Source organism: Arcobacter sp. LA11 (genome assembly GCF_001895145.1).
Classification (GTDB): Bacteria; Campylobacterota; Campylobacteria; order Campylobacterales; family Arcobacteraceae; genus Halarcobacter.
On record NZ_BDIR01000006.1, the window covers coordinates 131071 to 157073 of the forward strand.

At 27.1% G+C, this 26003-nt stretch carries 20 protein-coding genes; 4 read left to right on the top strand and 16 right to left on the bottom strand.

The annotated features are described in order from the left end of the window. Window positions 1-7: 7 nt before the first annotated feature. The 16 genes from BT997_RS08830 to BT997_RS08905 all read right to left on the bottom strand — a co-directional run bounded on the left by BT997_RS08830 (window position 8) and on the right by BT997_RS08905 (window position 21601). Window positions 8-901, bottom strand: coding sequence for a ChaN family lipoprotein (locus BT997_RS08830; RefSeq protein ID WP_072681310.1), 894 nt, complete (start codon window positions 899-901; stop codon window positions 8-10). Next, window positions 894-4010, bottom strand: a complete 3117-nt coding sequence (locus BT997_RS08835; RefSeq protein ID WP_072681312.1) for an efflux RND transporter permease subunit — start codon at window positions 4008-4010, stop codon at window positions 894-896. Before BT997_RS08835 ends, BT997_RS08830 begins: the two co-directional genes overlap by 8 nt. 95 nt (window positions 4011-4105) lie before the next feature. Further along, window positions 4106-6034: a TonB-dependent siderophore receptor gene (locus BT997_RS08840; RefSeq protein WP_072681314.1), complete on the bottom strand. Its 1929-nt coding sequence runs from the start codon at window positions 6032-6034 to the stop codon at window positions 4106-4108. 100 nt (window positions 6035-6134) lie between these two features. Then, a complete protein-coding gene (locus tag BT997_RS08845; RefSeq protein ID WP_072681316.1) occupies window positions 6135-6983 on the bottom strand; it encodes a DUF4198 domain-containing protein in 849 nt (282 codons plus the stop codon). A gap of 9 nt (window positions 6984-6992) precedes the next feature. Then, window positions 6993-7292: a hypothetical protein gene (locus tag BT997_RS08850; RefSeq protein ID WP_072681318.1), complete on the bottom strand. Its 300-nt coding sequence runs from the start codon at window positions 7290-7292 to the stop codon at window positions 6993-6995. A gap of 1 nt (window position 7293) precedes the next feature. Continuing rightward, the gene (locus tag BT997_RS08855; RefSeq protein WP_072681320.1) at window positions 7294-11451 is read right to left on the bottom strand and encodes a cobaltochelatase subunit CobN; all 4158 of its coding nucleotides are present in this window, start codon (window positions 11449-11451) and stop codon (window positions 7294-7296) included. A gap of 18 nt (window positions 11452-11469) precedes the next feature. Beyond that, window positions 11470-11784 carry a DUF2149 domain-containing protein gene (locus tag BT997_RS08860; RefSeq protein WP_072681321.1) on the bottom strand — a complete coding sequence of 105 codons (315 nt, stop codon included), beginning with the start codon at window positions 11782-11784 and terminating at the stop codon, window positions 11470-11472. Further along, complete coding sequence (locus BT997_RS08865) at window positions 11768-12310, bottom strand: MotA/TolQ/ExbB proton channel family protein (protein ID WP_072681323.1); 543 nt, start codon at window positions 12308-12310, stop codon at window positions 11768-11770. Before BT997_RS08865 ends, BT997_RS08860 begins: the two co-directional genes overlap by 17 nt. Before the next feature lie 238 nt (window positions 12311-12548). Beyond that, entirely contained in the window at window positions 12549-14606 is a 2058-nt protein-coding gene (locus tag BT997_RS08870; RefSeq protein WP_072681325.1) for a TonB-dependent siderophore receptor, read from the bottom strand. Between the two features lie 31 nt (window positions 14607-14637). Beyond that, the gene (locus BT997_RS08875) at window positions 14638-14988 is read right to left on the bottom strand and encodes a hypothetical protein (RefSeq protein WP_072681326.1); all 351 of its coding nucleotides are present in this window, start codon (window positions 14986-14988) and stop codon (window positions 14638-14640) included. Between the two features lie 102 nt (window positions 14989-15090). Further along, a complete protein-coding gene (locus BT997_RS08880) occupies window positions 15091-16071 on the bottom strand; it encodes an ABC transporter substrate-binding protein (RefSeq protein ID WP_072681328.1) in 981 nt (326 codons plus the stop codon). A 106-nt stretch (window positions 16072-16177) separates the two neighbouring features. Beyond that, the gene (locus BT997_RS08885) at window positions 16178-17422 is read right to left on the bottom strand and encodes an NnrS family protein (protein ID WP_072681330.1); all 1245 of its coding nucleotides are present in this window, start codon (window positions 17420-17422) and stop codon (window positions 16178-16180) included. Next, on the bottom strand, window positions 17419-18168 hold the full coding sequence (locus BT997_RS08890) for an ABC transporter ATP-binding protein (RefSeq protein WP_072681332.1): 750 nt from the start codon (window positions 18166-18168) through the stop codon (window positions 17419-17421). Before BT997_RS08890 ends, BT997_RS08885 begins: the two co-directional genes overlap by 4 nt. Continuing rightward, window positions 18156-18938: an ABC transporter permease gene (locus tag BT997_RS08895; protein ID WP_072681334.1), complete on the bottom strand. Its 783-nt coding sequence runs from the start codon at window positions 18936-18938 to the stop codon at window positions 18156-18158. Before BT997_RS08895 ends, BT997_RS08890 begins: the two co-directional genes overlap by 13 nt. Before the next feature lie 92 nt (window positions 18939-19030). Continuing rightward, the gene (locus BT997_RS08900; RefSeq protein WP_072681335.1) at window positions 19031-20869 is read right to left on the bottom strand and encodes a sensor histidine kinase; all 1839 of its coding nucleotides are present in this window, start codon (window positions 20867-20869) and stop codon (window positions 19031-19033) included. Then, entirely contained in the window at window positions 20870-21601 is a 732-nt protein-coding gene (locus tag BT997_RS08905) for a response regulator (protein WP_072681337.1), read from the bottom strand. A gap of 112 nt (window positions 21602-21713) precedes the next feature. On the opposite strand from BT997_RS08905, the gene BT997_RS08910 reads away from it, so the two are divergent. Genes BT997_RS08910 through BT997_RS08925 form a run of 4 tightly spaced genes read left to right on the top strand, consistent with a single transcriptional unit; the run spans window position 21714 to window position 26003 of the window. Beyond that, window positions 21714-23705, top strand: coding sequence for a TonB-dependent receptor domain-containing protein (locus BT997_RS08910; protein WP_174247222.1), 1992 nt, complete (start codon window positions 21714-21716; stop codon window positions 23703-23705). 12 nt (window positions 23706-23717) lie between these two features. After that, window positions 23718-24020, top strand: coding sequence for a hypothetical protein (locus tag BT997_RS08915; RefSeq protein WP_072681340.1), 303 nt, complete (start codon window positions 23718-23720; stop codon window positions 24018-24020). After that, the gene (locus BT997_RS08920; protein WP_072681342.1) at window positions 24020-25561 is read left to right on the top strand and encodes a PepSY domain-containing protein; all 1542 of its coding nucleotides are present in this window, start codon (window positions 24020-24022) and stop codon (window positions 25559-25561) included. The genes BT997_RS08915 and BT997_RS08920 overlap by 1 nt, the downstream gene beginning before the upstream one ends. Continuing rightward, window positions 25554-26003 carry a hypothetical protein gene (locus BT997_RS08925; protein ID WP_072681344.1) on the top strand — a complete coding sequence of 150 codons (450 nt, stop codon included), beginning with the start codon at window positions 25554-25556 and terminating at the stop codon, window positions 26001-26003. Before BT997_RS08920 ends, BT997_RS08925 begins: the two co-directional genes overlap by 8 nt.

The window sequence follows — 26003 nt, forward strand, 5'->3', positions numbered from 1 at the left end:
TTTTACACTATTCGTAGATATAAACAATATCTGCTTTATTTATTTCTACTTCTAAATCTTCTTTTTTATCTATTTTTTTATTTGAAATTGTAGTGAAAGGTAAAGTGTTTAATCTTGAAAATCTCAATGGTATTCCTAAATCTTGTTCAATATGCATTGCTCCAACAAATACAAAAACTTTATCTTTAGAACTCTTTATTACCTGTTTTACAATTTTATTAATATTTTCAGACATATAAGTATCCCATGCAACTTGTACACGGTACATTCTTTCTTCACAAGCTTCTTCACTTTTTTTAGGCATCTTATTACAATGTTTTAAATAAGGCATTACAAGTTTACTATGAGCACTTACTTTTAAATCTAGAGAATTATAAAACTTTTTTTCATCTTCACTCATCTTATCTAATTGCTTTAAAGAGATTTTAGTTCTTTGCTCTTTTGTTAGATTCATTCCATATAATTTACCAGTATTTTCTTTTACTGCTTTATATAATGGTTCAACATATTCCCATTTATATTTTGTAAACTTATCCCATTCTCTTTTCTTTTTTAATTCTAAAGAATCTATTTTTCCACTAGTAAACATTTCTAATAAATCATCATGTTCAGGAGTAAACCATTCATTTATTAGATACAAATTATATCCTTCTTGATCCATCTTTGTTAATAAGTCTTGAAAAAACTTATGTGTTTTTTCTGTATTGTGATGATCGCCTACAAAAACTAAGGAATATGGTTCTATTTGATTTATTATCTCTTTCATATCTATTTCTTTAGCTTGTTTGATAGAGTAAATCATCTCTTTTTTTTCTAAATCATGAGTTAGTACTCTATCTTTACTTGAACATCCAGCAAAAATAAATATAAAACCCAATACTAGTGTTATTATTTTAATCATTCTTTTCCTTTTTATTTCTTATCTTTATTGAGTATGCTATAGGAATATATAATAAGTTTATCATAGTTGCTCCAAGCAGACCAAATCCAATACTAACAGCTAATGGTTGCATTAGTAAACTCTCACCAGAAGCTAAAAACATTAATGTAAAAAGTCCTAAAACAGTCGTAATAGATGTTAACAAGATAGGTCTTAATCTTAAGGTTGCATTTTCTATTAATTCTTCATATGACTTAGACTTTTTTAGAAAATTCAACATCAATAATGTATCATTCATAACAATTCCTATAAGTCCTACAAAACCAAGCATTGAAGAAAAAGTAAGTGGTAAGCCCAAAATAAAATGACCTACTAATACTCCAAAAATTGATAGGGGAATTACAGTTAAAGAAAATAAAGAGAGAATAAAGGATTTAAAAAACCATGTTAGAATAAGCAATATTCCAAAAATTGCAAAAATCAAACTCTTTGTTATATCTTTTTGAATTTGTTTATTTTTTCCAGCTTCACCTTTTATATAAACTTTTATCCCTTTGGCTTTTATAATCTCCAAATCTGCTTTTATTTTTCTATAAAACTTTCTAGACGTTATAGTTTTTTTATCTGTACTTGCACTAATACTAAATACTTTCTCAAGATTATCTTTTTTTATATTTGATAAAGTATTTTTGTAAATAATCTTTGAAATATCATATAAAGAGACTTTCATTGTACTATTTGGAACCTCAACCATCAGAGTTTTAAAATTCTCTAATTTAGTTTTATCTACTACATATAATTTTAACTCTAAAAGTTCATTATTGTCATTTACAACTTTTGTCAGTTTTTGAGTTTTTAAATAAACTCTTAAACTTTCAATAATATTTTTCTGAGTAAAACCTAATCTTCTACCATAATCATTTATATCCACTTGTAAAGCAATATCACTATAATTCATATCATCTTTTATATTAAAAAGCCCATCTATTTTTGACATCTTTTCTTTTAATAAATCTATAGATTCTTTTACTTTTTTTTCATTATTACTTGAAAAAGATATAAGAATATCACTTTTAACTACCCCTGTTTGAGGGATATTCAACTCAAGGTTCATCTCTTTTTTATATTTTTTAAACCAATCTTGTAAATCATTCCTAATCATCTTTGCCGTTTGTTTTCTTGTTCTTTCTTCTTGGCTATTTTTTCCAAAGAGTTTAAAGTATGGATTAATTTCTCTATTAAAATAATCATCTGCAATTTTTGGTTTTAGATTAATCGTAATTGTAAATAAGTTATCACCCTTTTCATGGCTAGAACGTCCATCTGTTTTCATACCAATAGTAGTATGAATTGAAGAGTAATCTTCTTTTTCAAGTTTTTTTAATAAGATTTTTTCTAAAGGCTTAATCTTCTTACTTGTATATGACATAGAGTTATTTGCTACTTTTCCTGTTATATTTATACTCATGGCATCAAATTCAGGGAAAAGTATAAACTTAGATTTTTTTATAAAAAGAAAAGAGATAAACAAAATTAAGACTATAAAAAAGACTACAAATATATATTTATATTTTATACAAAAAAGTAGCATCTTTTTATATAAATTTCCTAAAGTATCCCACATTTTATCTTTATAATTTATTTTATATTTTGATTTATCGCTAACTATTAATTTATAATGGGATGGTAAAAATACAAAACTCTCAATAAATGAACTTACGATTAAAACAACTACCATCAAAGGAATAATCTTTACAAAAACTCCTAATCCTCCACTTATAAATAAAAGTGGTAAAAAAGCAATAACTGTTGTCAATAATGCAACTAAAAGAGTTGGTAAAACTTCAACTGTTCCGTCAATACAGGCAGTTTGAATATTTTTCCCTAATAATCTATGTCTATGTATATTTTCACTTACAACAATTGCTTCATCAACTAATAATCCTAAGCTTAATAATACACCTATTAAAGATAAGGTATTTAATCCACTACCAAAAAAGTCTAAGCCAATAAGTCCAAAAGCAAGACTTACAGGTATTCCAATTAAAACAACAAGTGAAATCTTAAAAGAGATAAAAATCCATATTGCAAAAAAGAGTAAGATAAGTCCTATAATAATATTTGAACTAATCACATTAAGTCTTGTTTTTATCCAAAAAGAACTATCATTTAATACTTTAATTTCTAAAGAAGAATGTTCTTTTTCATACTTTGATACTAACTCTCTTATTTGTTTAGATAGTTTTATACTATCACCTTTTTTAGCTTTTTTTGTCATTATAATTATTGATTTTTTAGCATTTGTTCTAGTACTTAAAGAGTTTTTTTCAAAAAGATATTTTACTTTTGCTATATCTTTTATTGCTAAAGTTTGATCTTTTATTTTTATCTTTATATCTAAGATATCTTTTTTTGTAAGTCCAGAAACTTTTGTACTTACAAAATATTGCTCCACATTTGATTTGATTTTACCAATAGGATAAATAGAAAATATGGAATCAATAGCTTCAATAGCTTCAATTTTATTTAAGCCATAAGCATCAAGTTTTTTATAGTCTAAAACTATTCTAAGTGTTTTATCAAACTTTCCTATCAAGTCTGATTTATGAATATATTCTAATTTTTTTATCTCTTCATTTAGTTCTTTTATTATATTTATATTTTTTTTATAATCTTTTTCATTTGAATAAATAGAGAGTGATAATAAAGGAAAAAATCTCTCTACAGTGTAAACTCTTGGTACTTTCATATTATCAGGTAAAGTAGTATCTAAAGCCTCTATTTGTGTTTTTATATCATTTATGATTAAACTCTTTGAAGAACCTTCTTCAATATCTGCACTTATAGAATAACTACCTTTTAATATAAAAGTTATTATATTTGATAACAAAGGGTTATTACTTAAGATTTCTTCACAATCTTTAACAATCAAATTATCTAGAACTTCACTACTACTACTTCTATAACTTCCACTAACAACCACTGTTTCTAAAGAAGAAGGAGGAAACATCTCTTTTGATAAATTTTCGTATGAGAAATATGAAATCATTAAAAGAAGTATAAATAAAAGATGGTTTAGAGCTCTATTATTTAAAAAAAATTCTACTATTTTTTTTACTATTAAATCCAAATATAAAACCTATAAATAAAATACAGATAAATGAAATCTGTTTAAAAAATGAAAATCACTGTGAAAATATTTTTCACAGTGATTTTTTAACAAGATTAAAATTTGTAATTTAAACCTGCATAATAAAATCTACTTCTTAACTGGTACTCATAGTCATCATCAAGTCTTTTATTTGTTAAGTTCTCTATACCAAATCTAACAGTTAAATCTTTTGTAACTTTTTTTGATAATTGCATTGCGGCTGTTCCATATGCACCAAGTTTTTTATAATCTGCATCATATTGGTTACCTGTATAGCTGTATCTTAAACTTGAATCTATTTCATAAGGTAATTCATACGATATTTTTGCATTTAATGTATGTTTTGGTTTTAATTTTAACTCTCTACTAGTTTCTTTATCTTCTGTTTTTAGATAAGTATAATTTAAATCAAAATCTAAACCATCTATAATATTATCTTGTTGATACTCTAGTTCAATACCTTTTGTAATAGCATTATCAACATTTCCATATTGTCTAATTGAAATAGGGTCATCAAATGGGCAAGGTCCAAATGCCCAAGTTGCACAAATTGGATTTGCTTCAGTTCCAGATTCAGTTGTATAATCAATTAAATCCTTTACATCATTGTAAAATGCCGTAGTTTTAAATGTAAGGTCTTGACCTTTATATTCAAATCCAAGTTCATAAGAATCTGCTACTTCAGGCTTTAGATTACTATCTCCATCAAAACCATACCCAGCGTAATAATTTCTAAATTGATAATCATCAGAAGATTGAGTAACTGTTGGAGCATTAAATCCATGTCCATATCCAAGCTTTAATCTCATATTTTCTTGTAATTTATAAACAGCAAATGCTTTAGGACTTATTTCTCCACCAAAATTTTCATGCTTGTCATATCTAATACCTAATGTTAATATCAGATTATCAGTAATATCTATTTCATCTTGTAAATATGCAGAGGAATAAGAAAAACTATCTCCAAATGCATTTGATGAAGCAGTATCATATACTTTATCATAAGATTCTCTTCTTATTTCTGCTCCTGCTATAATAAAATGCTTATCAATACTATCTATGATAGCTTCAGTATTTAAAACAGTGTTACTTAACTTATGAGTATAAGCAAACTGTTCTATCTTATTTTCAGATTTTGTAGTATAAAGAGATGCTTTAAAAGCAAAATCACTAAATTCTTTATTGTATGTAATAGCAGCATGTATTTTATCTAGATCATAATAGTTATCATAATCTACAGTTTTTCTTTTCTCATCTGATTTTAATAATGATATTTCAATATTTTGAGTATCATCAATAGTAAACCATCCATTTGCCATAACATTTTTAACTTTTTTTCCTTCAAGTTCTGTTGCATTAGAATCAGAAGGTTTAGTAGTTAATTTTTCATCATTGAACTGTCCAAAAATAGAATATGCGAATTTATCATTAACTTTTCCACTTGAAACAATTGAATAATCACCTTCATTTCCACCTCTAGAATGGCTTGTTCTTCCAAGCTTAATATCAAGCTCTGACTCTATTTCATTTGTTGGTTTCTTTGTAATAATATTAATTACTCCACCTAAAGCATTTGAACCATAGAGTGAACTCATTGGACCTCTTACAACCTCAATTTTTTCAATTGCACTTAAAGGAAGCCAGTTATATTGAAAATCAGAATGTCCAATCTGTGCATCAGAACCTGAGACTCTTCTTCCATCAATAAGAATAAGTGAGTTTTTACTCTCTAAACCTCTAATCGAAATAGTTTTTCTACCAAAAGTAGATGAATTATTAACTCCCCTACTAATACCAACTGTTTCTTCTAAAACTTCATTTATAGAATTAACACCCATTTTTTCAATTTCATCAGCAGTAATAATTGATGTTGAACCTGCTGTATCGATTAATTGTTTTTTACTTTTCGCTGTAACAACTACATCATTTAATCTATCTCCTGCATATAGATTTGATGCGAATATCATTGCAGAAGTTACTGCAATTAATTTTTTATTTAACATTATTTCCCTTTTCAATATTAATAACTATTATTAATAATAAATTGAAATTAAAAAAAAGAGGTTGCCCTCTTCTTTCACCAAAAGTTTGCGAAACTAAAACTTATTTTGTCTCCTTTTTCTCCTTATCTAATTTTTTTAATTCTTCTATATTTTTTGATTCAACCCAAAAAACTGCATCTTGACTAAGTTCTCTTCCTTTGAATTTTTTATTATGTCCAATACCTTTGGCATTGAAACTCCATAATCCTTCTTTTGGAATATGAAAAGTAAACTCACCTCTTTCGTTTGCTTTAAATTCAATTACTTTAAAACTTTGTTGAGGAGCATTTGTTTTCATATTTGTTGTTTTATTATTTTCCATATCAATATCATAATTTAATAATTCAACTTCAATATGTGCAAAAGGAATAGGAATTCCTGAAGCTTTTACCATTCCTGAAAAACTACTTCCAGCCCAAATACCATAAGGTTTTGATAAAGGAATAATTTCAGCTTCAAGACCCAATTCTTTGTCCCAATCAGTTGGTTTACCAGCAACATTTACAACCATTTTTGTAATCATTTGTAAATAGATTCCCTCTACTTCACTAAATGAAGGAGCAGGTTTCATTACAAAAAGATGATCACCCATCTTTTTAGCTTTATATTTTGAAGTATATGCTTTTGCTTCATTTTTACCTGTGAAAACTATTGGCTTTAAAGTATCCTTTAAATCTGTTTTTATTGTTTTATGCATTACATAAAATTCTTCTGGTTCTAATTTTTCATCACCTTTATGTTGCGTACCCATATCATATGTTTTTAAATTTGTATACGGATGCATTTGAACATGAGCTAAATTAATACTTTTCCCAGTATTTAAAGTCATTTCAGGGGTATACATAAGTTGTGATTGTGCAAAAAGTGTACTACTTAATAAACTTAAACATAATAATTTTTTAAACTTCATTTCTTTCCTTTATTCCAATATATCTTTACTTTTTATATAAACTTCATGTTGTGGTCCAGCATCAAAAACTGCACTATAATCAACTTCTGGTTTTTTAAAATTCACTTCACTTTCACTATTTAGTTTGGTATCTAAAAGTATTTTCTTTTCATTTGAAACAACTCTAAATTTTACTCCACCGGCACTACTGCCGTCACTAAATCCACCTTCGCAAGTGACTGTTCCATCACCTTCATCTATACAACTCATAATAGGAGTATGTGCAAAAGCAGCTATTGTAAATACTAATGTAATTAAAAAACTTTTCATTTTATGCCTTTCTTTTAAATTCATAAGCTACACCAGCTAACATAAGTCCAAATAACAATGCAAAAATTACTTTTTGAGTAGAGTCATCCATAAACTCTTCTTTTTTAACCTTTTCAAGTTTTTGACCTTTTACTTTTGGTTTTTCTATTTTCTTTGGTTTTTCCATTTTCTTATTTGACTCTTGAGTAGGAGCAGGTGTTAATTGTCCACTTGGAGTCATAAGCCCAAACCCAATTGCTTTTTTATCTACAAAGTCTTTAAATTTTGTATTATAAGTTTTAACTTTATATTTTTGTTGTAACTCTTTATACAGTTCAACTAATTTTTTCAAAGTATTTTCATCAGTTTTGAAATACCCTTTCCTATTTGCTTCTAATATTTTTTGAGTAAATTGTGCTAAAGCATCAGGATTAAATTGTTTAAACCACTCTTGTATTTTTAAGTCATACTTATCATTTACATATACTTCAACAAACTCTTGCCATTGATCATCTCTTACAACATTTGGATCAACAACTTGCCATCCCCAAAAGTTATTCATTCTATCTAAGACTGTTAGTGTTCCAGAGTAGCCTTCTGCTTGCATCTCTTTTATCCATTTTGGATGAAAATATCTTCCTCTTAGTTCTTGAGATAAAAACTCACCTGTACTTTGAATTTTTGCATTATTTGGATCTCTTAAATTTGCAATAAATGTTTTTGGAGCTTTTCCATCTACATTTCTTACTGCCATTGCAATTGAACCAAAATATTCAAAAGGATCATCAGATGTTAAAAGTCCATAAAGATTTGAAGTTCTAGAGAAGATAATTCCCTCTGTTCCACTTAGATTTTTAGAGTATAAATCTAAGCTTACATGTTTTTCGCCCCATCTTTTTGGGTCACTTCCATAATAATGTCCAAGTTTTTGAACATAATTTTGAGAAATTCTTTGGTCATCATTCCATCTTGAAGTATCACCTATTTCATCAACCCCACTACCATAATCACCTGGTTTATTTGAAAAAATTCTAATTGTTGATAAATACTCAGCCTCATCTTTTGAAATACCTCTTGTCTTTTCTAACTTTTCTTTCATAGCTAAAGTATTAATTCTTAAGTAGTTATTATCTTCTTTTAGTTTTGCTACCTTTTCAACTGCTTTTGCAATTAGCTGCATTGGTTGAGGGAAAGTATCTCTATAAAGACCAGTGGCAGAAATCACAACATCAACTCTTGGACGTTTAAGTTCACTATATGGAATTATTTCTACATCCTCAATTTGACCTTTTGCAGTCATTTTTGCATGCTTTAACATTTTCTTAGGTTTTACTAACCAATCATCAGGAGTGATACTTAAAACAGCTTCAATTCTAGGAACTGTAACTAAACTTGCTACCCAACTTGATACACTTTCACCTAAATATTTTTGAATCATTTGTTTAACAATATTTTGAATAAATTTATTTGAAATTCCAGTTTCATTCCAAACAGGTCTTACTCCCATTGCATATAAAATTTGAGATTCTAAAACTCCATAATGTCTCATAGTTTCTAAAGACCATAAATTAAAAGTTAATTTTTGAGGATATTTCCCATTCTCTTTATAATAATTTTCAATAAAATCCTTCATTAGTTTACTACCTGTTTTATAAGCAGCTTTTGTTGGAACTTTACTAGGGTCAAAACCATACATATTTATACCTGTTGGCAAAGATTCTGGATTTCTAATAGAATCTCCTCCTACACCAGTTTCTATATACTCTCCATCTAATGCTCTCATAAAGTTTTTTATCTCTTTTGTATTTACAAAACTATCTCTATATTTTCTTGCAACTTCTAAATATGGCTTTAGATTTTTATCTTCAAGCTCATTAAAATCTTTATTTTCAATTACAAAATCATTTAAGAGTTTGTATGACTTTGACTCTGGAAACTTTTCATAATTTTGAGTAAAGAAGTTTTTGTCTCCTTCAACCATCTGTATAAATTCACTTCCAACCATCTGTAAAATTGTAGATATTAAATGTTCTTTTTTAGGATATGTTCCAAAAGTATGCATCCCTAAAGGCATTGCAGATTTTGAAGTACCTAAAATATAATCTTCCACTTTTGAAAGATAAGCATCAAAATTCTCTTTAATTTCCACTTCAGAAAATTCAACATCTTTATGTACATTTAAATTTACAGTTGTCTGGGTAATTTGATTTTTTAACTGACCTTTTAACATCCCATCATCAACACTTTTGTATTGATTAATAAAATCCATAATCTCACTAAGTTCTTTATATGTTCCAGTAAGTCCAAAAGGAGGTGTTTGATGAGAAATTAAAGTTGCTCTACCTCTTCTTTTGGCTTGAATGGCTTCTGCTAAGTTATTTGTAATATAAGGATATACAACAGGTACATCACCTAATACAGATAAGGCATCATCTCCAATACTAAGTCCTCTTTCTTTTCCAGGAGACCATTCTTGCGTTCCATGAGTTCCATAATGCACTATCGCATCAGCTTTGAATTGTTTTCTAACATATAAATATCCAGCTAAATATGAATGAGAAATAGGAACTGTTGGATTATGCCAAAGTCTACTATCATCTCTAGTAATATCGATATTTTGTTCTCTAATACTATCATCTCTTTCAGCACGTCTTGGTTGTGGCATTATCAAAATATTTCCAATTTTTTTTCTTGGAACTAAGAAATACCATTTCCCATCTTTATATATTAAACTTTTCGATTTAAGTGGATAATCCCATACTTTAATCATATTTGTTCTAGTTTTAACAGGTAACTTGTAAAACTCTTTCATATAATCTTCATATGGAAATAAAGCAGCACTATCTTCTTCTATCATCTTCCACGCTTTATCATAAAGATTTACATCATAAAGCATTTGAAGACCTTTTGTTGCTTCAATTCTTATCTCTTCATGTTTTTTAGCTTCTGTTGTATAACCTTTTTCTTTAAATGTTTTAAAAGTTTGTTCTAAACTTTCTGGAAGATTTAAAAAACTTGCACCCATATTATCTACACCATAAGGGTAGTTATAATACATAATTGCAACTTTTTTATCTTTATTTGGCATTCTTTTTAATTTTGAAATATTTATTGCTTTATTTGCTAAAGAGTAAAGTTGAGGGAAAATTGGTTCAAGTTTTTTTGTTATCTTATTTTGTGCAGCAACAATTAAAGGATCTGTAAAACCTAATGTTTCAGGAATTATAAAAGTCATTGGAATCATTGGAAAATTTACACCATTTATGTCATTTAACCAATCTTTTGTATCTCCTTGTCCATAATAAAGAGCGTGTAATATAGGTACATTTAACTTTTTATAATCATCTTTTAAACTCTCGTGGTCAATAATCATAATTTGAAAATTAACAATAACATCAACTATTGTTTTATTTTTAAATCTTAAAAATTGTTTACCTACAGCATCATCACCTGAAATGTTAGTAAAAAAAGGAATAGTATAGTAATTCTTTTTTTCAAAATAAGAAATCATTTCATTTATATGAGCCATACTATTTGACACAATAGAACCTCTATGCATACCAATTGCAATAACAGGCTTATCTATATTATTTAAATCTATCTTTGCAAATTTCGCATACTCTTCAAGTGAATTAAAAGCTAAACTTGAACTTTTTGGATGATAAATACCCTCTTCTGGTACAATTAAAGCTTTTTTGTATTTTTCATTTGATGTTTTAAGAAGTTTATTTTGAATGAAAATTACAAAATTTTTAAAGTTTTCTTGCCCTCCATTATGCCAATATTCATTTAGTAAAATATTATCTTCAATTGATATATTTTTTCTGTAAGGATTTTCTTTTTTAATTGAAATAGGAATGATTATTTTTTTATCATCTAATTTAATTAAAACATCTTTATATTGTTCAAGCATACTATTAATAGATCTTGAACCAGCTAATGAATCAATCATAATAATTTTATATTTTGAAAGTTCTTTAAACTGATTTTCTTTTTTTAATTCGTTTTGAAATAAAAACTTAATATCTAAATCTTTTTTCTTCCCTATATCTATAACTTCAACTGCTTTTGAAGCTTGTGTACTTTGTCCCATAGTACTACTAATAATTAATACATCATTTTTTGCAAATAAACTTATTGAAAAAAAATATAGTATTAAAAATAAAACTTTAATCTTCACAAACTAACCTTTCTCTTATTATTTTTTATTCTCAGGAATATAAACCATACTTCCATCTTTTAATTTATAAGCAACTCCTGCTTTTGTTCCTTCTCCTTCTCCTATTTTCCCTTCTGATTTATACTTATCAATCTTTTCACCTTTTTTTATAACTACTTCCATATTTTTTTTACCTGGATTTTTTATAACTGTTACATCATCACTATTAAAAGGATTAAGGGGATTTTGAGCAATTGTTATCAATAAAGCTGCAATAATTACTAGAAAAACATCTACTAAATTCACAGCAGAAAGTATGGGATTTAAAGACTCATCTTCATGCAACAGTTTCATTTGTTACCTTGTTTAAATGTAAAATATCTTTAATCTCATGAGCATACCAACCTTTTCTAACTGTTGTTATCCAATAAGTAATAGAAGCCGTAATTAAAGCAAAGATAACTGCTGCAAAAGCAATAATAAGATTTTCACTTATTCCTTGTACATTTCCTGAAGATAGTGCTTTTAAGGCTGGCCCCATAGGAATCATAGTAGCAACAAGACCTAACATAGGGGCAACTCTTGTTATAATAGAAGTATTTTGTAACTTTTTATAAGCATGAACTTCTAAATCCTCTAAACTATTAAATCCACTGTTAACTAAATAGTTAACAATTGCATAGCCTTTTATAAATTCAAATTGTTCATTTTTTAAGAATTTTTTATAGTTTTTTTCGCTTTTTTTTCGCTTAAACCATTGAGTAAAAAATACTCCTATTTCAAATATTGAATAAATAAACAATAATACTATAAGTATCAGTATAGGCGCTAAAAAGGTATTTGAAACCTCATACATTAGATTTTCTAAAAGTGAAATCATTACATTCCTTTAAATTTTTATGAATTATATATCAATATTGATAATAATTATCTTAATCAATTAATAAAAATATAAGTTAATATAATCTTTATATATATTTATAATATTATTTAATATATTATGGAGTTTAATTTTATTTGTTAATAATTGCTATTTAGTAATTTTGTATTAATGAGAAAGATTATTTTGAGAATAAATTTTTTATAGAAAAAACAGCAGAAAAATTCTGCTGCTTCGTTTAAAATGTAGCTTTTATACCAGTGTAAAAGTAAGTACCTACATTTGAACCTAGAACTTCATCAACTTCTCTATTAAATAAGTTATCAATTCCACCATAAATCTCAAGATTTTTATTAACTTTATATCTTGCAGCTAAATCAACCAAACTATAATCATCAGTTTGAGTAGTATTTAAAGTATCTGTATATTGTTCACCAATATATCTAATCATTAAATTTGTTGAAAAGTCTTTAGTGACTTTATAATTGGCATTTATTGAAGCAGAAATATCAGGAGTATAAGTTAGTTCTTTTCCTGTACCTTCATCTTCAGTTTTTAGATATGTTAGATTAAATCCTAAATCTAAGCTATCATTTATATCATATCCTAGTGAAACCTCTGCACCTTTGATATCAACATTATCTAAATTCTCAGAAGTATAGTACTTAGCTGCTCCACTTCCATACGATACTAACTCTATCTTGTCTTTAATTTTATTGTTAAATAAAGTTAACTGTGAAGACAATGAATTATATTTATTGGATAATGAAACTTCAAAAGATTGAGATTGTTCTGGTTTTAAATCATATACAGTAGTTTTTGGCCCAAATATTACCTCCGAACCAAATCGTTTTCCATCTTTAAATAAGGGAGATACAACAAAAAGTTCAGCTATATCAGGAGCTCTGTAACCTTGTGCATAATTAAATCTAAGATTAGTATTTTCAAAAAGTTTTTTTACTATTCCAGCTTGAAGTGTTGCTTTATTATCGGCATTTGAAATATTATCATATCTTGCACCTATAGTTGCAGTTAAAGTATCTGTAAATTCTATTTCATCTTGAATAAAAAGTGATTTATATTTAACTACTTTTGTAATAAACTCACTTGAAGATGCATCAGGGTTAATTGCACTTGATTCTCTTTTTTCTTTTCTATATTCTACTCCTGAAGTAATAAAGTTAGAATCATTTAATGCATACTTAATATTTGATTCAAAAGTATCAATAGTTACATTTGCACTAAATTTTGTATTAGTTGGGCCTGTAAAATTTATTGGGTCAGTAAAGTTTCTTTTTTTATAATATGATCTATATATTTTAGCATCAATTGATAAATCATCATTAATCATATAATCAAAATCAGCAGAAGCATCTAGTCTTCTATTTTCATCTCTAGAGTTAACTGGTGTATTTTTAACCAATACAGGTCCACCATTTACATATTTTGCATTTCCAATATATTGACCAGTTCGTTCTTCTTTAAAATAATTAAAATCAATACCAGCAATAAGATTATTTGTTAAATCTGTTTCTAACCTAGTACCAATTGTTTTTACATTTGTTTCATCTCTATATGTAACATCATGATTTGCAGAGACTCCATGTTGTGGATCAGTTGCAATTACAGCACTTGTAGTTGGATTTGCAGCTACTTGTGAATAAGATTTTGATATTGTATAAGGTGTTGTATCATTTATAGAACCATAAACTTTATATCTTAACTTATCAGCTTTCCCCATAGTATTAAAATTAAAATTTCTATTTTTAGCATCATGATCTTTGTTTGCACCATACTTCATATCAACAACTGTACTATTATGGTCAATTTTTTTAGTAATAATATTAATCACTCCTCCAATAGCATCTGAACCATATAATGTTGACATAGAACCTTTAACTATTTCAATTCTTTCAATCATTGAAGCAGTAATTCTTGTCATTTCATATGGGCTTTCGGTTTCTCCTGAAAGCCTCTTTCCATCTATTAAAATAAGTGTTCCATTTGCACCAACCCCTCTTAAAGAGATAGCAGCTTTAGATTTTGCACTTGGGTGTGGAAATCTTGCATATTGTGCATTTATTGAAGGTATTTTTTCTAAAATAGTATCTAAAGTTGATGCACCAGTTTTTTCTATATCTTCTTTTGTAATAACAACAACTGATGCAGTTACTCCATCAATTGACTTCTCCGTTTTTGTAGCAGTAGTAACTGTGATTTCACCTAACGAATTTGCATGTATGCTTCCAACAGCCACTACACTAGCTATTGCTGAAACAAATATCTTTTTTCTCATCTTCTTCCTTCTTTTATAGTTTAACTAACTTTTAACTAACTCTTTTTTTTTCAAATGCATCATCTTGTAAATGTTTAATCTTATTTTCTTCCATGTTTCTTTGATGTACATACTTTATAACTGATGACTCAAAATCACTAGATATATATTTTTTTTTATTTCTACTCAAAATCAAATCACAATATTCTTGAATATTTGAAATTAAGCCTTTACTCTTAAATTTAGGAATAATACTTATTAACATGTTAATATCATGATGTTTTGAAAAATCCTCAATTAAGTCAATTCTAGTATCAGAAGAAGATAGAATTTTTTCTAAAGTATCCGCATTTTCTTCTAAAACTGCATCTCTAAATATATTATGAACGTTTATTAACATCATTTTATATCCCTTGTATTTTTTGTAATATTAGTTTTAACTTCAGCTTTTTTTCTTAAGTTATTCCATTTTTTCTGTAACTCTTTAATATCAATTTTCTCGTTGTTACTCATAATAAAGTCCTTGTGAAGGAAGTTTTCCTCCAATAAGCTTTGGATTACTATTTTTTAAAATATCATAGAAAAATTCCAAATCTTTTTTAGAATCAATTGCATTAACACTATTTAAATTTACATGCTCAATTGAATCAGCCAAACCTTCTGCTTCTAACATAGGAAGAGTTTTTACTACTAGTTGCGCTGCTTCTTTTGGATTTGATTTATACCAATTTAACGATTTTTCATACTCAGTCATAAATCTATTTATTAACTCTTCATTACCTTCTGTTTTACCTAAAAATGCCATGCCTGCTTGAGGAACTTTTGCTTCAGTTTTAAAAAGTTTTCCCCACTCTTCTTGTAAGTCAACACTTCTATATAAATCTGGAGCAATAAGTTTGATAGGGAAAGAGCCTGTTTTTCTCAAAGCAATTGAGATCGCAGGTTCCGCTAACAATGCATGGTCAACTTGTCTTAAAACTAACATCTGCATCGCATCAATTGGACTTGATACATATTTTAGTTTAAAGTCTTTTTTAGGGTCTAAACCTCTTTTTTTAATAAGTTCTTGAAATACAATATCTGGCATATCTGCTCTAAAAGGAACTACTATTTCTTTATCTTTAAAATCACTTAAAGTTTTAAGGTCTTGATTTCTTGAAACCATACCTAATATACCCCAAACAGAGACATTTAAAAGTTTAATATCTATATTCTTATTATATAAATTTGCTGCCACATTTGTAGGAACTGCAATAAACTTTACATCACTATTTAAAACTAAAGCTCTTAGTTCATCAGGGTTTTTCCACAACCTAAATTCTATTTCTTTTCCTAAGTCTTTTAAAGCATTTGTTTTTATCATGTGCATTATAGGATGTGACACTGAGGCAAAAGGCCCTGCAACCACAAGCTTCTCTGCAAATAATTGATTAGACAATAAATAAAAAGCCGTAGCTAGAAAAAGTATTTTAAAACGTTTTATCATATAAGTTCTCCTTTTTTATTAATGATAATTAATATTAATAAATGAATAGTATCAAGTGTTGTCTTAAAGTTCACTAATTTTGATAATCATTATTATATAGTACTATTTAACCAGGAATTCCATCAGCTCTTTTATTCATTAAAAAGGGAAAGAATATTTTCATATAAAAGATAAATGGCATTGCCCAAAGAATTGATGAAATAATATAAGCTTCAATCATATATTCTTGATAATATGGAATGAAACTTCTTATAAAAGTAGATACTATAATTAAAACTACTCCAAGTGCAATCCAGAAGTTTGAAAAAAGATGTCGTCCAGTATGAATTGTAGAAATTATTATCATTACAATATAAAAAACTAATCCAAAAACACCAGTTGTAAGAAAATGTCTAAAATGATTCAACATATATACTTCTACATTTATATAATCATATCCTATAAAACCATATCCACAAGCCATCAATACTAAAATAGATATCATATATATAACAAAAGGTTTGAAAAGTATATTATTGTCTTTTAATACAAAATCATTAATAATCCCTAAAATTGCAGCAGCACTTGCAAATGCAATATAGGCTAATATAGAATTATCAGGATATAAAAACTCTAATATTGTGTATAAACTTACACAAAAAATAGCAAGATTATATCTTGGAGCTCTAGAATAAAAAGTTTCATCAATATCTTCATATTCTAAAAGTTCATTTATTGCTTCCATATTAATTCTTCTTAGTGCTAAAATTTCTAATACTGTAAAAGCACCAAGGGCTAAAATAAGAATATCTTTTGTTGAAACCTCAATTTTTCCTAAAACTGATAAAAAGAAAAATATTTGTATTCCAAGTAATATTAACAAAGCAAAAGCTAAAGATAAATGTCTTCTTTTAGGATCTAAGACTACTGGTTTAAAAACCAAAGCTATTATCCAAATAAGTGGTAGAATATTTAAAATCATCACAATATAAATATTTATATAATCCATAAACCAAAAACTTATTCGGCCTAATAACCAGATAATAATAATTGTTCCTAAATGTCTTCCAACAATAGGCACAGTTCCAGGGAAAAGTTCAGGGGCACCAGTTAAGAAGAAAGCTATAATTCCGGCAATTCCAATGCCATATAACATCTCATACATATGCCAAGTTAAAGGATCACTTACAAAAGATAAATTAATATATCCAGCAAATGCAAAAGACCAAAGTATTATTGAAATTACAATATATGGAGCTAAAAGTAAAAACATTGGCCTAAAACCATATGCTAAATATGAAGGATATTCTCCACTTGGATAATGGCTATAATGATTTGTAGCATATTGTTTTAATTCTTTTTCTTCACTCATTTTAATTCCAATTCAAAAGTTTCTATTATTGTTCTATTTGATAATAGTTTTGCAGTTTGCTCGTAAACAAACTCATCATCTCTCATACTTTGAGGTACATCATATTTATATGTTTTAACTATATGTCCAACAGGTTCAGCTTTTAAAAGCAGTACCTCATCACTTAATTTTATTGCTTCCATTAAATCATGGGTAATAAAAAGAATACTTAAGTTCTCTTTTTCAATAGTTTTTATAAGCATATTTTGTAACTCTTTTTTTAATCCAATATCAAGGGCAGAAAAAGGCTCATCTAAAAACAGTAAAGATGGTTTTGTTACCATTGCTCTTGCGAAAGAAACACGCTGTTTCATCCCTCCACTTAAATCTTTTGGAAACTTTTCAAAATCATCTTCATCTAAACCAAACTCTAAAGCAATTTTTCTTGATTCTTCTTCTCTTTTATCTTTTTTTATTCCTTTTGCTTTTAATCCTAAAGAGATATTATCAATTACATTTTTCCAAGGAAGTAACCTTGCTTCTTGAAAAGCATAAGAAGAGGATTCAAAACTATTTTTTATCTTTCCTTCTTCCAAGTCAAGAAGATGCGCACAAAGATGTAAAAGTGTCGTTTTACCTCCTCCACTAGGACCTACTATTGATAAAACTTTTCCTTTTTGAAGTTTAAAATTTATATCTTTTAATATATCATCAAAGCCAAAAGAATGAGAGACATCTTCTACTAGTAACTCTTCTATTCTCTCCATAACTCTACCTCTCTTTTTATTGGTTCTAAAATTAAATATTCAATTAATAATAAAGAACCAATCATAATTACAACTAAAGCTAAAGCTGTTGGAGTATCAAGTTGACTTCTTGCAATTGCTAAAGCAGCTCCTATTCCATCATTTGCAGATAAAAGTTCAGCCATTACTACAATTTTCCAAGACATACCAAGTGCACTAACCCATGCAGGGAAAATATATGAAAAAATATGAGGAAAATAAATATCCAAAAGCTTCATTCTAAAAGGTAATTTAAAACTATCCGCCATCTCTTTTAAATCACCTTCTATTGTTCTAGTTCCTTGTAACGCTCCAATAAAAATTATCGGAAAAGATGCAACTATAACTGTAAATATAACTGTCATATCACTCATACCAAACCAAATCATTGCTAATACAATCCATGCAATAGGAGGCATACCAACAAGTATAGTTACTATTGGTCTACTCATAATTGATGCAGTTACAAAAAGACCCGATAAAAGTCCTAAAAATGAACCAAATAAAAGTGAAATAGAGAAACCATAAACTGCTCGTTTAATAGTTAATAAAATATCTACCCACACAGCATCATCTTTTAACATAACAAATAGTGTTGAAAATGTTTCTTTTGGACTAGGAAGGACTAAGTTCCCATATAATTGATTTCCTAAATCCCAAAAAGCGATAAATAAAAATATAGATGCAATAGCACCCCAACCACTCCATAAATAAGATGGAAAATCCTTTAAAATTTTTAAGATAAATTTCATTTAATTCTTTCTAATATAATTTTTTCTAATAATAATATAAATTTACAAACTATTCATTGATTAATATCAATATTAATAATAGTTATTGATATCTATAATTTAAACTGTATTATAAATTTTGACCCATTATCATATCTATAATCAAATTTTCCAAATAACTGACCTTTTACAATTGTCGATACAAGCTTTAAACCTAAGCTTTTTACTTTTTTTATATCAATTGAAGAAGGAAGTCCTTTTCCATTGTCTTTTATACTTAAAGTACATTTATTATTATCAACTACAAAAAAAACTTCTAGTTTTCCTTCAGCATCTACAAAACCATATTTATAAGCATTTGTAATTAATTCTGTAATTATTAAACCACAAGGTAAGGCATATTCGATATTCATATTAATATCATCTATAAAGCTATTTATTTTAATATCTTTTGTTCTGCCATAAGTACTATCTAAATCCTCTATAAGTTCTAAGACATACTTTTTAAATGGTATTGAATTTAAATCTTTTGATTCATAAAGTTTTCTATGAAGTAATTCCATAGTAAAAATTCTTTCCTGAATATCAGTTAAAGTATTTTTTGTTTTTTCATCTTCAATTTTTGACTTTTGAAGTTTTATTAAATTTATAGTCATTGCGAGATTATTTTTTACTCTATGGTGTATCTCTTTTAAAAGTGTCTCTTTTTCTTCTAATGAACTCCTAAGTTCTTTAGTTTTACCTTCAACTTTTTTATCCAATTCATTTATATTTTTTTCTATAGAATCTAACATGCTATCAAAAGTTTTTGCAAGTACCGCAATATCATCATTACCTTCAATTTCACTTCTTAAATTTATATTGCCATTATCAATCTCTTTTGCTGTATTAGTTAAAATATTAATACTCTTAAAAAGTCTTTTAAAAAGGAAAAAGCCTAAAAATATTGCAAGCAACAAAGATAAAATTGCTGCAGGAAATATTTTTAATAAGGGAGAATAAAATTCTCTATTAAAATCTTCTAAATATACCGTTGTCAAAAACAAAAGTTTTCTATCTCTTTTATCTTGTATTATTCTAACCCAAGTTAATGCCGGGTTTGTATATTTAAATGGCTTATCTTTTGAATCTAAAAGGTGGTAAATAGGTTCTTTATTGGCAGCTTCTAGTATTTGTTTTGCAGAAAGAAGTCCTGTTTGAGGATAATCTGAACTTGACATTTTACTCAAACAATATTTATTATTATATGGTTTATCTTTTGAATTATATAAAGGTTTATCTTCAACATCTTCATGTCTTGTATTTATCCATATTAAATTGATTTTACCTTTATGATCTTTATAAGTTAAATCAAAACTTTTTTGTAAATCCTGTTTAATATTTTCTTCTAAATTTTCATGTCTATTCTTAAATGCTTTTGGCTCACATTTAGTTACTAAAGTCTCTTTCCCTTCTTTTATACTTCTAGAATAAAATATACTTTCAGCCCTCTTAGGACACATATGTTCTTGTTTTTTTCTATAAATTAAGACCTTATCATTTTTTAATAACTCCTTATTTATAAGAAGACTATTATTATGACTGCTATATAAAGTTTTATCATGATTATCAACTATATATATCTTACATTTTAAGTCATCACTTAGATTTTTTAATTCAATATTTTTTTCATTCTCAACATTTTTCAAAAATTCATTAACTCGAGTTTTTAGGAATGATTCTATTTCATTCGTTTTCGTTTCTTTTTCATGTATTAAAAGCTGTACTCCAAGCTTTATTTGCTGATTTGTCAAAGTAATCATATGTTCTATTTGATTTTTTTTATATTCTTTTTGCTCATCTTGCATATTTGGAATAATTTGAATAAATAAAATGGCTAGTAATACTAATCCTAAAATTGTAAAAGTGAGCGTGATTTTTGTATTTAGCGAATATGATTTTGGAGTAGACATCTAATTAATTTTTAACTTATAACCTAATTCAAAAATATTTTCAATTAAATTAGTACCTAATTTATTTTTTATTCTATAAACTAAAGTTCTTAACTTACCAATATCTGTATAATCATCTCTCCAAATATAGTTATTAATCTTTTCAAAACTTACTGGCTCATTTGGATAATCAGATAATATATCAAATAGTTTTGATTCATTTCCTGTCAATTTTATAGGTAAGTCATTTTTAAAAAGTATTTTTTTTGCTTTATTAAAACTATATCCTTCTATACAGGCTATCTTTTTTTCAGTTTTTTTATTTATTTCTAAAGAATCTTTATTTTTAAAAAAATACTTATGCTTATGTAAAGCTGTTTCTATAGCAACTTTTAATTCTTCATCTCTACAAGGTTTTATCAAATAACCATAAGGTTCACTTTCCATTGCATTTTTAATAGTTTTATCATCACTAAAAGAAGTTAAAAAAACTATTGGTATTTTATTATAAGCCCAAATCTCTTTTGCTGCATCAATTCCTGTTTTTTCACCTTTTAATTTTATATCCATAAGTATGATATCAGGGTTATTTATATTTGCATGTTTAATAGCTGCATCTGCTGTAGTTTCTATTCCTGTTACTTCATATCCAAATTCTTCTAAAGAATACTCCATTCCCATTGCTAAGACTGCTTCATCTTCAACAATTAGTACAGAGGTATTATTATCATATAAATTTGGAAATTTTTTCATAAAAATACCTTTTGTGATTTCAGTGTTATTTGTATTGGTTATGATACTCACTATCAATTTAAATCTAGATTAAATAAAAATCTGATATAAAACACATATGAAAAGGAAACAAATGAATAAAAGTAAAATTTTATTAAGCTCGATTGCAACTCTTGCAGTTTTAAATGTTCAATCTTTAGCAGAATCTACAACATTAGATTCAGTTGATGTTTGGGAAACAGAAGTAATTAGTTCATCATTAAATTTAGGAAAAGATGTAATCGAAACAAAGCAAGCTGACCACTTAAGTGATTTACTTAGAGATTTGCCAGGAGTTGATGTAGGAGGAACTCATTCAATTAACAATAGAATAAATATCAGAGGATTACAAGATGAAGATCTTGAAATCACTTTAGATGGAGCAAAAGTTCAAAACGCAAATATGTTTCATCATATTGGAAACTTATTAGTTAACCCTGATATTCTAAAAAAAGCTGATATTCAAGTTGGAACTAACTCTATTGTTAACGGTAGTTTAGGTGGTTCTGTAGCATTTGAAACAAAAGATGGAAAAGATATACTTGAAAAAGGCAAAAACCTAGGAGCTAGAATTTCAACTACTTATAATTCAAATGACAGTATTGGTGGCTCATTATCTGCTTATGGGAAAGTTTTTGAAAATGCAGATTTCTTAATTTATCATAATTACATAAATAAAGATAATTGGGAAGATGGAGATGGTACTGAAACTTTTGGTGTTGATGGAAAAATAAATAATACTTTAGTTAAATTTGGAGTGGATATTAGTGATACTCAAAGAATTTCTTTGTCTTATGATAGGTTAAAAGATAAAGGTGATTATTCACCAAGACCTGATTTTGGTAGAGAATATAATGAAGCTAGAACAGGATTTGATACTTTTCCTACAGAATATTTAAGGGAGACTATAACATTAAAACATAAATTGAACTTAGGAGATAATTTACTTTTAGATACTTCTATTTACTCAAATGAAAATGAACTTGAAAGATACGAAGGTCCATTAACAAGTGGAGCTCCTGTTAGACCTGGTGGACTTTTTGAAGGTTTACTAAATGGTAAAGTAAAAACTGTAGGAATTAATACAAAAGCTCAGTCAAATATTGAAACTGGAGATATCTTACATACTTTAACTTATGCTGCATTATATGATAAACAAACAAGTAAAGTTACATGGAATGGGGATAAATATGGAGATAATGAATCAGCAAAATCATTTGCACTATTTATAGAAAATGCAATTGATTTTGATAACGGTCTTATTTTAACTCCAGGAATTAGATATAACTATTATGATTTTGATGGAGCGTATGGTGAGATAAAAGATAATAAGATTACATATGGTTTGGCTGCTGAATATGCAGTAAATGATGATTTAACATTTCTTGCAAGTGCAACAACTCTATACAAAGGTGTAGAAATGGTTGATGTATTAGCCACAAATAGAATATTTGTTTCAGATAATTCAGATCTAAAATCGGAAACAGGTATAAATAAAGAGATAGGTTTTAGGTATGTTAAAAGCAATGTTTTAGGCGCTGATGATATTGGTTTCTCATTTAAATATTTTAATACAACAATAAAAGATTACATTAATGCAAACTGGTTAGCTATGACAAATGAAGGAGAACTTGATATTAAAGGTTTTGAATCTAGCTTCGCATATAATAAAGGTCCTTTTTCTTCACTCTTAACCTACTCTCACTCTAGTTCAAATTTTGAAAGAACAGGAGAACCTCTGAAAAAACAACCAGGTGATTCTATTTCATTAGGAATTGATTATAAAGTTACACCAAGAATAGATTTAGCATGGGAATCATTATTTGTACTTAAAGAAAAGGATATTCCTTCAACTGGTAATTTTATAGAAAAAGAATCTTATAATGTTCATGATATTGCCTTAAAATGGAGACCTCAAGGAGTAAAAGGCTTATCTCTAGTTACAGGTGTTGATAATATCTTTGATAAACAATATTCTTCACATATCTCAGAAAATAGAGTATTTAGTGTTGGAGGTACGGATAGATCAACTGTTGATTATGAACCAGGTAGAAACTTTAAAGTTACACTATCGTATAAATTTTAGTAGAAAAGTTATATGATAAAAAATATTAAAAAATATATCTATGAACCTAAGTCAAATATTGGCTGGGGTCATGGATTACTAGCCTGTATTGGCGCAGTTTGCTGCGCATATTTAACAATGATGTTATTTTCTGCACTCATGTATGGAGACTATGCTTATCAAATCATACCTTCAATTATTTTAACACCTATATTAATGACAGCATATGGACTATGGTTACTATTCTCTGAAAAAATTATTGATATATTAAAAAAAATATCTTTTTCTTCAATTTTTTTAATAATTGCTATTTACCTTAGTATAAAGGTTTTCTAATGTTAAAAAAATTAAATTTAAAATACTTAATCAAGGCACATACCCAATTAGGATTGTTTGCTATTTTCTTTTTTTTTATATCCGCTTTTTTTGGTACTATAACCCTCTTTCTACCTCAAATACATACTTGGGAAAACCCTTCGCGTTATTTTGCACACGAAAAAGAGTATTCATATAAACTTGATGAGCTTATAAAAAGAACTATTAAAGAAGAAGGTTTTAATACAAATTTTATAGAAATAAAATTACCCTCATATAGAGATAATGTAATTGCAATAAATGATCCAACATCTAGAACAAAATATATAAATCCATATACTCTTAAAATGCTTGATACAACATCAGATAAATCATTTTTAAGTAAATTTTTTAATGAATTGCATATAGGAAGAAATATTCCAAAAATTGGGCAACTACTGATGGGAATAGCTTCAATATTAATTATTTTTCTAACTGTTAGTGGAGTGGTTTTATATTTTAATAAACATAAACAAAATAATACAAACTTCAATTTCAAATGGCATAAAAATATCTCTTTAATTTTATTACCTTACATCATCGTATTTTCATTGACAGGTTCAGTACTAGGATTTATGCTATCATCGGCATCTCCTTTTGCATACACTGCAACAAAAGCAGAAACTACAAATATGAGATCTCTTGTAGGTCCAATAATTTTCCCAAAAGATAAAATACCAAAAAAGAATATAAGTTTTGAAAAATTCCAAGATATTGATAAACTTATAGAAAAAGCAAAAACTATTATTCCAAACCTTGAAGTAAAAACTATAAAACTTCTTCAATGGAATGATAAAAATGCACAAATAAAAATTGAAGGATATCTAAAAACAAACAGAATACTAACAGGAAATGTAAATAAACTTTATGTTTTACTAAATCCTATTTCAGGGGAATTAATAGAAAAAAAAGATTTAAATAACTCTCACCTTGGAAATAAGTCTTTATCTGCATTTTACTTTTTCCACTTTATACCAGATGAAACACTTTTTGTTAGATTAATATACTTAGTTTTATCTATTGCTTTTCTTCTTTCACTAGCCTTTGGTTTCTTAATTTGGAGTGAAAAAAAAGCATCAAAATATCAAAACAATTGGGATTATTTTAATTTTACAGGAAGATTTGCAATTGCAATTATGTTTGGAGTCATTCCAGCATCAGCTTTAATGTTAGTTCTATATTGGGCTTTACCTCCTGAATTATTTCAAAGAATCATATGGATAAAAGGAATTTTTTATTCTTTTTGGGCATTTACTCTTTTACTTAGTATTTATTATGACGATGTTTTAGATATATTAAAAACACTTGCTTTATTTACTGCAATTTTTCTTTTTTCAACAATAATTGCACATATTATGGTCGCTAAAACATATATTGCAAAATTAGTTAGGGAAGATTCTATGCATACAGTATTATATTTTGATTTGGTTCTATTTATTCTAAGTATACTTTTTTTCATATTTTATAAGTACTCTCATAAAATAAAATTCTTTACAAAATACTCTAGGAGATATTATGATTAAGAAAAAAACAATTCTTTTAATTTGTATTACATTCTTTACAGTTTTAGAAGCACATAAAATACCAGGAATAGAATTAGAATTGAAAAAATTAGAAAATGACAAAATTCATGTCAGTGCATTTTTTAAACGTTCTAAACGCCCTCTCGTAGGAAATGAGGTCAGACTCGTTTCTATGTTTGACAACAGAATATTAACTACGACAAAGACGACAATAAAAGGAGCTATTTTAGATATCCCAAAGGAATCCTATTGGGTATATTTACTAGTAAGAGATAATGACCTAGTTAAAGATGGAATTCCTCCAGAAAAAGGATTTGTTAAAATAGCAAAGAAAGAAAAAGTTGCTTTTCTTTACACTACTCTTAGTGTAATCGGTTTTTTTATCATTAGCATATTTATAGGGTATAGAAAAAGTTTAAGATTTAAGGAAAATTTATCATAA

What these genes read in the sequence shown, in the direction of transcription:
- BT997_RS08865 (WP_072681323.1), bottom strand. Translation starts at nt 12,310, where the DNA reads ATGATTTCACTTTTAGAAAATCTAATGTATGAGGTTTCAAATACCTTT.
- BT997_RS08915 (WP_072681340.1), top strand. Translation starts at nt 23,718, where the DNA reads ATGATAAAAAATATTAAAAAATATATCTATGAACCTAAGTCAAATATT.
- BT997_RS08925 (WP_072681344.1), top strand. Translation starts at nt 25,554, where the DNA reads ATGATTAAGAAAAAAACAATTCTTTTAATTTGTATTACATTCTTTACA.
- BT997_RS08900 (WP_072681335.1), bottom strand. Translation starts at nt 20,869, where the DNA reads ATGTCTACTCCAAAATCATATTCGCTAAATACAAAAATCACGCTCACT.
- BT997_RS08920 (WP_072681342.1), top strand. Translation starts at nt 24,020, where the DNA reads ATGTTAAAAAAATTAAATTTAAAATACTTAATCAAGGCACATACCCAA.
- BT997_RS08870 (WP_072681325.1), bottom strand. Translation starts at nt 14,606, where the DNA reads ATGAGAAAAAAGATATTTGTTTCAGCAATAGCTAGTGTAGTGGCTGTT.
- BT997_RS08830 (WP_072681310.1), bottom strand. Translation starts at nt 901, where the DNA reads ATGATTAAAATAATAACACTAGTATTGGGTTTTATATTTATTTTTGCT.
- BT997_RS08860 (WP_072681321.1), bottom strand. Translation starts at nt 11,784, where the DNA reads ATGAAACTGTTGCATGAAGATGAGTCTTTAAATCCCATACTTTCTGCT.
- BT997_RS08910 (WP_174247222.1), top strand. Translation starts at nt 21,714, where the DNA reads ATGAATAAAAGTAAAATTTTATTAAGCTCGATTGCAACTCTTGCAGTT.
- BT997_RS08895 (WP_072681334.1), bottom strand. Translation starts at nt 18,938, where the DNA reads ATGAAATTTATCTTAAAAATTTTAAAGGATTTTCCATCTTATTTATGG.
- BT997_RS08850 (WP_072681318.1), bottom strand. Translation starts at nt 7,292, where the DNA reads ATGAAAAGTTTTTTAATTACATTAGTATTTACAATAGCTGCTTTTGCA.
- BT997_RS08845 (WP_072681316.1), bottom strand. Translation starts at nt 6,983, where the DNA reads ATGAAGTTTAAAAAATTATTATGTTTAAGTTTATTAAGTAGTACACTT.
- BT997_RS08905 (WP_072681337.1), bottom strand. Translation starts at nt 21,601, where the DNA reads ATGAAAAAATTTCCAAATTTATATGATAATAATACCTCTGTACTAATT.
- BT997_RS08885 (WP_072681330.1), bottom strand. Translation starts at nt 17,422, where the DNA reads ATGAGTGAAGAAAAAGAATTAAAACAATATGCTACAAATCATTATAGC.
- BT997_RS08875 (WP_072681326.1), bottom strand. Translation starts at nt 14,988, where the DNA reads ATGATGTTAATAAACGTTCATAATATATTTAGAGATGCAGTTTTAGAA.
- BT997_RS08880 (WP_072681328.1), bottom strand. Translation starts at nt 16,071, where the DNA reads ATGATAAAACGTTTTAAAATACTTTTTCTAGCTACGGCTTTTTATTTA.
- BT997_RS08840 (WP_072681314.1), bottom strand. Translation starts at nt 6,034, where the DNA reads ATGTTAAATAAAAAATTAATTGCAGTAACTTCTGCAATGATATTCGCA.
- BT997_RS08890 (WP_072681332.1), bottom strand. Translation starts at nt 18,168, where the DNA reads ATGGAGAGAATAGAAGAGTTACTAGTAGAAGATGTCTCTCATTCTTTT.